This is a genomic window from Alishewanella maricola (genome assembly GCF_016343785.1).
Lineage (GTDB): Bacteria > Pseudomonadota > Gammaproteobacteria > Enterobacterales > Alteromonadaceae > Alishewanella > Alishewanella maricola.
On record NZ_JAEINI020000013.1, the window covers coordinates 16,038 to 28,327 of the forward strand.

The 12,290-nt window shown below is 49.1% G+C and carries 6 protein-coding genes; 2 read left to right on the forward strand and 4 right to left on the reverse strand.

The window, feature by feature from the left end; genetic code table 11:
* Positions 1 to 40 precede the first annotated feature (40 nt).
* Together umuD and umuC are read left to right on the forward strand one after the other, a co-directional pair.
* Positions 41 to 472 (forward strand): translesion error-prone DNA polymerase V autoproteolytic subunit, encoded by a 432-nt coding sequence (gene umuD, locus JAO78_RS14525; protein WP_226752090.1) that lies wholly within the window; start codon positions 41 to 43, stop codon positions 470 to 472.
* A complete protein-coding gene (umuC, locus tag JAO78_RS14530; protein WP_226752091.1) occupies positions 469 to 1,743 on the forward strand; it encodes a translesion error-prone DNA polymerase V subunit UmuC in 1,275 nt (424 codons plus the stop codon). The genes umuD and umuC overlap by 4 nt, the downstream gene beginning before the upstream one ends.
* Before the next feature lie 8 nt (positions 1,744 to 1,751).
* On the opposite strand, the gene JAO78_RS14535 is transcribed toward umuC, so the two are convergent.
* The 4 genes from JAO78_RS14535 to recC all read right to left on the reverse strand — a co-directional run bounded on the left by JAO78_RS14535 (position 1,752) and on the right by recC (position 12,037).
* Positions 1,752 to 2,432: a HEPN domain-containing protein gene (locus JAO78_RS14535; RefSeq protein ID WP_226752092.1), complete on the reverse strand. Its 681-nt coding sequence runs from the start codon at positions 2,430 to 2,432 to the stop codon at positions 1,752 to 1,754.
* A gap of 134 nt (positions 2,433 to 2,566) precedes the next feature.
* Positions 2,567 to 4,759 (reverse strand): exodeoxyribonuclease V subunit alpha, encoded by a 2,193-nt coding sequence (gene recD, locus JAO78_RS14540; RefSeq protein WP_226752093.1) that lies wholly within the window; start codon positions 4,757 to 4,759, stop codon positions 2,567 to 2,569.
* Positions 4,749 to 8,573 (reverse strand): exodeoxyribonuclease V subunit beta, encoded by a 3,825-nt coding sequence (gene recB / locus JAO78_RS14545; RefSeq protein ID WP_226752094.1) that lies wholly within the window; start codon positions 8,571 to 8,573, stop codon positions 4,749 to 4,751. The genes recD and recB overlap by 11 nt, the downstream gene beginning before the upstream one ends.
* Positions 8,570 to 12,037, reverse strand: a complete 3,468-nt coding sequence (gene recC, locus JAO78_RS14550; protein WP_226752095.1) for an exodeoxyribonuclease V subunit gamma — start codon at positions 12,035 to 12,037, stop codon at positions 8,570 to 8,572. The genes recB and recC overlap by 4 nt, the downstream gene beginning before the upstream one ends.
* Positions 12,038 to 12,290: the final 253 nt, after the last annotated feature.

Here is a 12,290-nt window from a genome sequence, read left to right on the forward strand (position 1 = left end):
ATACTATACTGTATGGATAAACAGTATTTGAGGTAATGCCATGTCTGTTCAGTTTCTCGGTCAGGCGCAAGCCGGCGCACCTATTCGGTTGCCTTTTTTTAGCAGTAAGGTGCCTGCGGGCTTCCCTTCACCCGCGCAAGATTATATCGAGCAAAGTATCGATTTAAACCAGTTGTGTATTCATCACCCCACCGCCACATTTTTTGTGCGCGTATCGGGTGATTCGATGATTGAAGCCGGTATTTTTGAAGATGATGTTTTGGTGGTTGATCGCGCGATCACTGCCGAACATGGAGACATTGTGGTGGCTTCAATCAACGGCGAATTTACCGTGAAGCGTTTAAGCTGCAAAATGAATCTGATGCTGCTGCCAGAGAATCCGCGCTATCAGCCAGTGCACATTAAAAACGCCGATGAGTTACAGATCTTTGGCGTGGTAACCAATGCTATTCGTCGGTTTAATCGTAAATGAAAGCAACGTGTTTTGCGCTGGTCGATTGCAATAACTTTTATGCCAGTTGTGAAAAACTGTTTCGGCCTGACTTAGCGCACCGCCCGGTGGTGGTGTTATCGAATAACGACGGCTGTGTCGTGGCGCGCTCTAAAGAAGCGAAAGCGCTTGGCATAAAAATGGGCGTGCCGTTGTTTCAAATTAACGAGTTAATTAAACAGCACCGTATTGTCACCTTTTCATCGAATTATGCCCTGTATGCCGATATGTCTGCTCGGGTGATGACCACCTTAGAATTAATGGCTCCCGCCGTTGAGGTTTACAGTATTGATGAAGCCTTTTTAGATTTGAGCCTCTTACCGCATACCGAGTTAACGCAGTATGGCCAATTTATCCGGCAGCGCATTGCCCAGTGGCAAGGCATTTCCGTGTGTGTGGGTATTGCGCCGAGTAAAACGTTAGCCAAATTAGCCAATCATGCCGCAAAAACTTGGCCAAAAACCCAGGGCGTGGTCGACCTTACGGCGGTCACACGCCAACGTAAGCTGCTGGCTTTATTACCTGTTGGTGAAGTCTGGGGCATTGGTCGTAAGTTATCGATCCGTTTACAAGCACTGGGGATCCACACCGCTTTACAGTTAGCTGATGCCAATCCCAGTTTTATTCGCCAGCAATTTTCGGTGGTGGTCGAACGTACCGTGCGCGAGCTGAATGGTGAGTCGTGTATCCCATTAGAAGAACAGCCCCCCACTAAAAAAGAGATTGTTAGTTCGCGCTCTTTTGGTGAGCGCATTACCGCGCAGCCATTATTGCAAGAAGCCATTGCCGAATATGTGGCAAGGGCCTGTCAAAAACTGCGCAAAGAGCGGCAACATGCTCGACAACTGACGGTATTTTTACGCACCAGCCCATTTAGCAAATCACAAGAGCCGTATTATGCCAACAGCGCCAATGCCACGTTGGGCGCGCCTAGTGCTGATACCCGTGATTTTCTGCCCTTAGCTAACCGCTTATTACAGCAGATCTGGCGCGATGGCTATCGCTATGCCAAAGCCGGCGTAATGTTAAGTGACTTTTATGATGAGGGCGTATATCAACCCAGCTTATTTGAACCCACCGCCAGTTATCATGCTGATCCCAGCTTAATGCAAACACTCGATCGCTATAATCAGTCGGGTAAAGGTAAGATCTGGTTTGCCAGCCAAGGCGTGAAGCAAAGCTGGGCGATGAAACGACAACATTTGTCACCAGCGTACACCACCAACTGGTTACAGTTGCCGGTGGTAAGCTAAGTGTTAAGCTAAGACGGGTTAATCACCGGGTAAATCGCCTCACCCCATAATTGATCGGGCGCATTCATCATCAAACCAATAATCAGCGGTACCAGTTTACTCAGTAAATTACTGGCATCGTTTACTTGTTGACGATTTATCTGGCTATTCCACGTCGAGCCGCCATGCATAAGTTGATTACGTAAGGTGTATAAACGATTAAAAATATGCGATAGCGCCAGCGGCACATTCTTGTTGGCTAAGGCGTTGTGGGTTTGCTCTTTAGACTGCGCAAAACGTTTTAACCACTCCACCTCACTGATACGACCGCGTTGGAACTCCCAATACGGCGCATAAACAAAATGATTACTCATTAACAGCCGAATACTAGATGAAAATTGCTGCCAAATCAGTTCATAAAGATGCTCATCGGTATCATAAGCGCAGATCTTAGCTAAAAACTGCTGAAAGTGTTCTTGCTCCGGTAACCGGTCGGCTTGACCAAAATCATTGGCATAGGCGGCATTAAAGCTGATCCAATAAAAGATAAAGGCACTGTCGCTATCTTGCGCCGCTCTGGCGGCTTCGGCGCGGGCTAGCCAACTCAGCGCCCGATGTACCCGCAACGCTAAATTTTCAGGGAAATGATCACGATATAATCGCTGATAGGTTTTGAGTTTAGCGTAGGATAAATCAGTTAAAGTCAACATAAGAGCCAATCCATAGCATTCAATAACTTATGATGCATAAATATCGCGAGGATGGCAAGTACCATTCCCCCCTGAATAGCGCAGCTTATGCCGCGTTATCAGGGGGAGATTGACCGTAATATTAACGGCATGGGCTATGGGCTAAAAGATAAATGCAATTGCCCTGCCCGGATCGTTGGCCGATCCACCGCTTGTGTTAGCACGGGCCATGACGGCACCACTATGGTCAGTTGCTGAGCAGCGCGGGTTAAGCCGGTATATAATAGTTCACGGCTTAACACCGGGTTATCACGATCCGGCAGTACTAACACCGTATGCGTAAACTCTGAGCCTTGTGACTTATGCACCGTCATGGCAAAAACAGTCGTCACCTCGGCTAAACGGCTGGGTAAGATCCAACGAAGCTGATTATCACTGTCCACAAACACCACCCGTTTCTGCTCTGTATCGGCGGAACGCAGCACGATACCAATATCGCCATTACGCAAATTCAAGTTGTAGTCATTCGCCGTGATCATCACCGGCCGCCCTTCATACCAACTATCTTGGCGCCCTTGTGCCGAGGCGCTACGTGATACAAAGCTAAGGCTTTGCTGCACTAACGCATTTAAACCGCTGACACCAAAAGGGCCATCGCGTACGGGCGTTAACAGTTGAAAGCCTTGATAAGCCTTAAGCACCGAGCGTGCCCACCGCTCAAACTGCTCAGCACTCGCGCCAGGCGCAGGCCGAGCTGAAATTTGCTGCAAATAACCGGCAAAACCTTGCTGACAAAGTTGCTGCAAAGACGCTAACAGCGCTTGCTGACCTTCTGGATCTGGCTGTGTTGGCTGTAATAAATGCAGATCGGTAAAACCACTGTCCGGTTTAAATAATGCCGCCACCTCGTTACTGCGACCGTCATTAACAACACGAGCCAGTGCGCCAATACCACTGCTATCATCAAAACGTCGACTAACGCGCAACATGATCACATGCTGAAGGTGCCGTGGTGCTTCAGCAACATGCATAAACTCCGGTAAATGACTTTGAGTAAAACCTTGCAAGAAGGCTAAGGTCTCACGGCTATAACCGCCCTGCTCAGCGCCAGCACATAACTGCCCTAAAATAGCGCCCGCTTCCACCGAGGCCAGCTGATCCTTATCGCCTAGCAATACTAATTTCGCACCGGGCAGTAAAGCCGCTAAGGTGGCATGCATCAACTCAATATCCACCATAGAGGCTTCATCAATAATCAATACATCTAAGGCTAAAGGTTTGGCGCGATGATGACGAAATTGCCGTGTACCGGCTTGCACCCCAAGTAATTTATGTAAGGTTGAACTGTCGGCGCTAATCTGCTGAAGCGCACTGTGCCAACTGGCGGGCAACTGCCGTAATTGCTCGGTGGCCGCTTGGATCGACTCTTTTAAACGTGCCGCCGCTTTACCGGTAGGCGCTGCCAATTTAATCACCAACGGCCGAACCTGAGCATCGGCTGAGTCTGCCAAATGCAGCCGTTGCAATAAAGCTAATAAGCGCACCACCGTATAGGTTTTTCCGGTACCAGGCCCGCCCGTGATCACACTAAAATGGCTGCGCAGTGTATTCACACAGGCCAGTTTCTGCCAGTTAATGGCAGCGGTGGTTTGTGGTGTATCAAATAATTCACTTAACCAGCTATTAAGCTGCGCCACCGGCGGTAATGCTTTGGCAACCGGCTGCATTAAACGCTGTAAATCAGCTGCTAACTGCCGCTCATATTGCCAATAACGGTAAAGATAGAGTGTCTCACCCACCAGCACTAAAGGATGTGCTTCCTGCTGTTCACTCGAAACTTGCACCGCGGCACTGTGCGCTAAGGCCTGCTGCAGATCGCTAAGCGTTAAGCCTGCTAATAACGCTGTAGGCGTGACTAATGAAGCTTCCTGCTCGTTGCCAAGGCTTGGCGCGAGTAATACAGAGGACACCGCTGAAAGCGGCGTAAACGAAGCGCTAGTTGGCGCGGATAAGGCACTCTCCACAGAGATATTCAACAACCGCTCTGGCTCGGCTAATAACGCCCTAAGCGATAAACAGACATGGCCACGCCCCACTTGATGCGAAAGTAAAGCGGCAAGTAGCATACTGATATTGTTAGACAGGTTAGTGACAGTGCGGTTAGCTGTGTCACACTCGGCTTGGCTTGCAACCGCCGTATGCTGCTGAATAAAACGAGCAAAGGCTAAATCGAGCGCAGTTAACCAACCCACTCGCTGCCAATCCACCAATAACTGCAATAACTGCGGGCTGTTGATCTGTTTAAGTAAGGCGCTCTCGGCGGCATTGCTCACCAGGTTATTCAACATCTTGGCTCTCCTTACTAACGGTTTTAGCCGAGTCACCCTGCGGTGAACCTTGCTGTAAATAGTGCTCCAGCGCCGTAATTAGCGAGGCCGGTGGCAGATCGGTAAAGGCGGCACAGCCGTTAGATGTTTGGCCGCGCAAAAATAAATAGGCCACGCCGCCCATATGCTGCTCATAACAATACTGCTCTTTTAACCGCACCTTTAGCAGCTTATGTAATGCCAGCGTGTACAACACATATTGTAAGTCGTAACGACTACTTAATATTTTATCGCGCATCGCACTTGGCGTGTAAGCACTGTTATCTGGCCCTAAATAATTCGACTTGTAATCTATAACGTAATAACGTCCATTATGCTCAAACACTAAATCGATGAAGCCTTTGAGCATGCCATTCAAATAATTCGCTTGTAAACCTGGCCGGGCATAACCTGGCAGCACATGCTGACAGACCAACTGATCAAGCTGCAGCGTACTGATACCATTAACCGCAAACCAGAACTCGGGTTCAGCCTTGTAGTGCTTAAGATCGGCTAAACACAGCTGAGTGCCATCGGCGAGCGTAAAACGAGATTGCAAATAGGCCATCAGCCAGCTATCAAGCTGCTCCCGCCGTGCCAGCCAACTGCCATGCCGACAGCGCCGAGCCAAAATAGCGGCGCGAACAGCAGCGTCATACGCTACATTAGCAAAACCTTCATCGGCGGCATCTTGCAATAGGTTATGTAAAAAGGTGCCAGGCCCCGCGCCGCGGGGTAAATCGTGTAGGCTCAGCGCCAAAGCTTGCTTACTTACGGCAGTATCATGGTTCGGTGCACGACTTGCCGTATCTTGCGCTAAGGCATAAGCCAATTCATCCCGTGCATCGTCTTGCTCATCCAACAGATTATGCTCACTCGGACTGTCCGGCTGGCGCAGTGCACCGTATTTTAACGCGGAATAACTGGCCACCCACCATAAATCAAACCGATGATCGGCTGGCATGTGCCGGGCTTGCGCAGCTGCGGCGGGCTCGGAGCTTGGCGCTACCTGATAGAACACGTTGCTGCTAGCTTGCGGCAAAGGCGTAATAGCAATCGCCGGGTGTTGCCACACCTGCTGTGCTTGCTTAAGCAACTCATCAGGTAAGGCGTTGTTAGCCAACCCGGCTAAATGTGCCCAGGCGGTTTTTTGCCAAACCCGATTGTTACTGCTTCCCACTGGCGCTAAACTCACCCAGCAGGCATGCTTGGCGCGGGTCAGTGCCACATAAAGCTTACGGATATCTTCACCTAAACGCTCTTTATCAGCGCGAGCCAGCATCAACTCGTCTGCTTGCAATACTTGCTGTAACTGACCGTGCTCATCATGAAAATTAAACACCTTGTCATCGGCTTTAATGGGTCTACAACTGCTAATAAAAGGTAAAAACACCAGCGGATATTCTAAGCCTTTTGATTTATGAATCGTGACAATTTGAATCAGCTCAGCATCGCTCTCTAGCCTAACAATTTGCTCATCAGCCGCTTGCTGCAAACTGTCACGTTGATAAATGTGCTCGTGTAAAAAGCGGATCAATGCCAAGGGCCCATCCAATTTCGCCGCAGCTTGTTGTAACACTTCAGCCAAGTGCAGCAGATCGGTTAGATAGCGCTCGCCAGCAATACCGCTGTTGCGGGCACTGTCGGCTAATAAACGCTCGGCAATAGCAAATTGCTGCAATAACTGACGGATCATCGCCAGCACACCTTGCTGCTGCCAGGTGGCGGCAAATTGATAGAATTGCCCGACCCGCTGATCCCAATATTGGTCATCATGCTGTAAGCGGTCGAGTTCAGTTAACGGCAATTGCAACAACGCGGTATAAAGTGCCGCTAACAGCGCACGGCGATCGCCAGGCTCAGCACAGGCGTGCAGTACCGTTAGCAGATCGCGCGCCACTTCGGTATCAAACACCGATTGCCGATCAGACAAATAGACACTGGCCAGCCCACGTTGGCGCAGTGCTTGTTGCATTAAATGCCCTTCTTTGTGGGTACTAACTAAAATGGCAATATCATTACTTTGCAAGGGCACTAACGGCTCGTCGCCCAGCTGAAATCCGGTTTTGCTCACCGCCGCTTGCAATAACAGCTGCACGATATAATCACTAAAGTGCTCAGCCTGACTTTGCCGATAGCGTTCAATGCTCAGTGGCTTACTGTCATCCATACTGCTATCTAGCATCGAGGCACTGCACTGCCACAGCGTTAACGCCTGGCTTGGTACCTTACCATCAATCAGTAATTGCGCTTTAACGCCTTTGGCCGCAACCTCAACAAAGGGCACTTGATTACCTTGCTCGCTATTAAACAAAAAAGCTTTTTCGCCAGCGGCCTGCTCTGCTGGCATAAAGATAGCGTTGGTGGCACTGACTAAGGCTTGGCTAGAGCGGAAATTCGTTGCTAAGGTGTAATGACGCCCCGCCGTGTCGCGTCGAGCTTGCAGATAGGTAAAAATATCGGCGCCACGAAAGGCGTATATGGCTTGTTTTGGATCGCCGATTAAAAATACCGCAAGATCTTGCCGATCGTTGGCTAACTGATACACCGCATTAAAAATGCTGTACTGTGCCGGATCGGTATCTTGAAATTCATCTATCAGCGCAACCGGATATTGCTGTCGCAGTACCTCGGTTAATTGTGAACCGCTCGCCGACGTGACCGCGCGCGCCGTTTGTTCAATAATATCGTCAAAACCCATTAACGCATCTCGCGCTAGCTGCTGTTGAAACCGCGCTTTACACCAACTAACGGCATGGCTTAATAAGCTCAAGGTTAAATCCGGGCCTTGGTTAAACAAGCTATTCAGAGCCAATAACTGCGCCGGAAAATCTTCCTCTAAAGCTGGACCAGTGTAATTACTCTGAAAATCGCTACCGTAATTTTTTAGTAGCGCGTCTTTTAAATCAGGAAAATCTTGCAGTACCTGCTCATCGGCAGTGGCTAACCATTGATTTAATGCCGAAAAATCTTTGCGTACTTTATTACTGTTATAAGTGCGTGGTTTATCCAACCATTTGTTGTTGCAAGCCAAATCAACCCAATCGATATAACGTGGTAAGCGCGTTTGCCAATCTTGCTGCGCCGCTAAGATCTGTTGCTGATACTGCTGATGTTGCGCGTTGATCATCTCGGCCAGATCCCGCGGCGTCAGGCTTGGTTTGGCATGCTCCCATAAACCGTTGATGCGCTCTAACAAGTCTTCTGGGCTTTGACACACAGCATGTACCGCCTGCAATTGCTGTGCAGTTAACGGATAACAAAAGTTACGCCAGTAATCACGAACGGCTTCTAGCTTCAATTGACTAAGATCGGTGACTAATTGCTGGCTAAATAAACTGCCACTGCTAAAGGCATGCTCGCGCAGCACATTTTGACACCAGCTGTGGATCGTTTTAACACTGGCTTCATCCATCGCTTCGCTGGCCATTTGCAACGCATAAGCACATTGTGGCCAGTGCTCAACAGCAAACTCGGCTTTTAGCGCCGCCAAAAAAGGATCGGCGCCAGCCGGTGTTTCAGTGTCTCGAAACAACACAGCGGCTTCGACTAAACGCTGGCGAATACGATCTTTGAGCTCAGCTGTGGCCGCTTTAGTAAACGTCACCACCAAAATATCTGCGGGCAATAAAGGTAAAGCGCGACGAGCGGGTGCCAAAAGTGTGGGAATATGCGCCAAAATAAAGCGCACATACAAGGCCGCAATGGTAAAGGTTTTGCCCGTACCGGCACTGGCTTCAATTAAAGCACTGCCCGCTAAAGGCAATTGCAAAGGACTGCTTAACGTGACGCTCATGCCTCATCTCCTGCATCCTGAGCCGCATCCAGTTTCGTGGCAGTGCCTTGTTGTAATAAGGCAAACATCGGCTGGTAAAATTGCTGACAATAACTGACGAAGTTCGCGGCAAGCAGGCTCTGGGCATCGGTGTAAAAACGCGCTAAATACCCTAACTTGCTTTGTTCACCAGCAATAAAGTCATCACCTAGATATAATTTGCTTAAGTCTTGTTCAGTCAATTCTTGGTCTTTGTCTGATTTTTTCCACCAGGCTTCGGCCAAACTTAACGCAACCGGTAATGGCTGAGACAGCGCCTCGGTTAAGAGTTTAAATAAATTAGCCAGCTGACGTGTCGCCTCATCTGCTGCGATGGGTGACAGGGTTAACATGCTGCCTTCACCAATAATAACCGTACTGAGTAACTGATTAGGTAACGCGGCACTGGCAAAAAGATGCTTTAAATAAGCCACGATAACGTTACGCCAAACCAGTTCGTAACTGCGCGCTTTAAAATTAGCGACTTTACTCACGTTTAATTCGATTTGCAGCAGCTGCCCATCGGCAACGTGATACAGGCTGTTTAGCTCATCTTCTAACTGGTAACCCGCGAAAGATAAGCTAAATCGCTCAGCGCTAAGCGGCCTTTTGGTATCGCGTAACTTGCAAAAGTGTTCATATATCGTCAGTACTGCCGCCTCGCTGTCGGCTAAAACCGGATCAGCCGCATGGCCATAAGGCAAATGACCGCGCTGCCTAAGCCGAGTAATACTTTGTTGTAACAACAGTGTCGGCGCGATGCTCATGCTGTTGGTTTCGGCTTGCAATAGTTGCTGTAACAACAAATCGCGTTGTTGCCAAGCCACTAAATTATCGGCAGTGAATTGCTCAACATCAGTGGCGGCTTGCTCAACACGCTCAAGATAAACCCCAAGCCGTCTGCGGGCTAACATTTGTGCCGGTTCACGCAGTAAGGTGCGTAAGTCAGCTAAACTAAACGCCGCTTCAGCTTGATAAGCCGGTAAAGGTGTCAGCGTAGCTGCAGCCGCAGTTGTATTAGCCTGATGTAACGGCAACCACTCTTTGGCATAACTAAAATAGCGGGCATCCGCCTCAGCTTGAAAATAACTACTGGCAAAAGGTTGTAGGCGATGGTTAAGCGTTAAGGCCGCAGCGCAGTCTGCACCCCATACCGCGTTCAGGTGATCTTGTAATTGCCCCACTAATACCGAAGGCGGCAAATGGCTATTATCTTGCGCACTTTGCCCAACCCAGCTGATATAAAATTGCTCACGCGCCGAGAGCATGGCCTCTAAAAATAAATAGCGGTCATCTTCACGGCGCGAGCGATCACCGGGCCGCGTGTAGTAACTCATTAAATCAAAATCGGTTTTACTGCTGGTTCGTGGGTAATCTTGATCATTCATTCCCAGCAAACAAATACGTTTAAACGGAATAGCCCGCATCGGCATTAAGGTAGCAAAGTTGACACTGCCGGCCATAAAGCGCTGTTGTAAATTAGGCTCATCCACCGCACTTAACCAAACATCCAACACGATGTTATAACGCAGATCGCCGTGAAACTCGGCTTCATCGGTACTGCTTAACCACTCATCAAGAGTATCGCGTAACCGACCAAGCAGTAAATATTCCTCATCGGCCTTGGCTAAAAACAGTTCATCCAGCAAGTTTTGTAATAATTGATGCCACTGTGCCGGTGTTTGGCTTTGTGCCAAGGCTTGCCAATAATGCTGTAATAGCTGCAGTATATTGGCAAGTGCCCCCAACGCTTGCGCAGCAATACCAGCCACTTCAGCATAGGGTTCAATCTGCTGCCAAGGTTGCTCAACTTGGCTGCCAGCGGCATAGCCATACAACATACGATCTAACGCAAATTGCCAACTATTAGCATTAAAGGAATAGTCTAAACCCAAGGCTTGGCGCTGCTTCGCATCTAAGCCCCAGCGAGCACCGGCTGCTTGGCTCCATTGCTGCAGTTGCACTACCTGCGCTTGGTTGATCGCAAAACGCTGTTGAATTGCCGGCACATAAAGTAAGTCGAATACGTCGCTTTGGGTAAAACGCTGTTGTGGCGCACTGAGAACCAATTCAAGGGCTTGCAACATCGGATTACGCTGCCGTAACCCTTGATCGGCAATGGTATAAGGAATAAAGCGCTTATCCTCGCGCGCCAGTTGACCGAACACGGCATCAATATAGGGCGCATAATGGTTGATATCCGGTACCATCACCATAATATCGCGCGGTTGCAAGCTTGGGTCGGCGGCAAAGGCGGCAAGTAATTGATCATGCAGCACTTCCACTTCACGCTGAGGGCTATGACAAGATTGAAAAAGTATTGACTGATCCGTTGCTTGGCGCTGCCGCCCTTGCTGACTTTCTGCTAAAGGCCGTAAATTCAAAATATCACTTTGTAATTGTGTTAAAAGCGTGTCGTTTTCATCTTCATCAAATAAATCAAAATGCAGATCGGCAAAACGCTCAGCCTTAGCCCGCGTTTCATCAAACTCATCCAGTAAACGAATATAATCACGCCCCTGTTTGCCCCAAGACGCCAACAAGGGTTGAGCAAATTGATGTAACTCGGCTTGCGCCACAGCTGTTAAGGGCTGTTTTTCTTTAAAGCGAGGCTTCGCTGCCTGATTTAACAGCTCACGACCATCCACAATATCGGCCCAGTGGTATTTACACGGGTTATGAACGCATAGCACCACCTGACATAGCCCTTTAAGGGCGTGAAGCACTTCTAAGGTTTGCCGTGGTAAGGAAGAAATACCAAACACCACGATGCGCGGCGGTAAGGCGGCCGGTTTACGACCCGTGGCGGTGAGGTTGGCGGCTTCTGTCAAAAAGCGCTGATGCAAGGTGGCGCGGTTACTACAAATTTGCTCGGCACCGATATCTTGCACCAAGGCTTGCCACAACAGAGCTTGCCATTGCTGATCGGCGGCTAAAGGCTCGGCTTTACCACGATGCCAAATTGTTGCCTGACCGTTAGCCCAAGCGTCCAGCCAATCAGCTCGATACACTTGATACTGATCGAATAAATCAGCAAGCTTGTCACTTAACTGAAATAGCTTACGTTGATCGGCATCTTCTGCTACATAACTTTGCAGGGCTGCAAACTCGGTATGTTGCTGCATCAACGCAGGTAGTAAACGCAATAAGCGCCAGCGTAAACGGCTTTTATCAAACGGTGATTGCCTGGGGATCGCTTGGCCAAGCACGGCCCGATAAGCACGCCACACAAGACGCGCAGGCAAAGTCACCTCCAGCATAGTGGCAATACCGGTATGGCTGGCCAGCGCTTGTTTTAACCACTGGGCAATACCATTCGATTGCACCAATACCACTTCTTCTTCTAAAGGGGCAATCGGATATTGCGCCACTAACTGCACCACAAGATCAGTTAAGGCTTCTAAGCGATGGCTATGGGCAGCAATAAAGCCGGGGGTGAGGGTCATTGTTTCGTTCCTGAAAACTTGACTGCACTTGCTAAAACAGTCAGTTAACTGTTTGCAAAGGCAATAACGATGGATGCAATATCATAACGAGCAGGCAGTATAACGCCACACTGTAAATTTGCACAGTGTAGCGTAAAGCGACATAACGACAATTACCTGAAAATACACGGCTACTTATAATCACAGAGAAAGATAGAGGTACCCTGCAAAATGGTACCCTAGCACCGCTAAAAAGGTGATTTACAGCCCATTT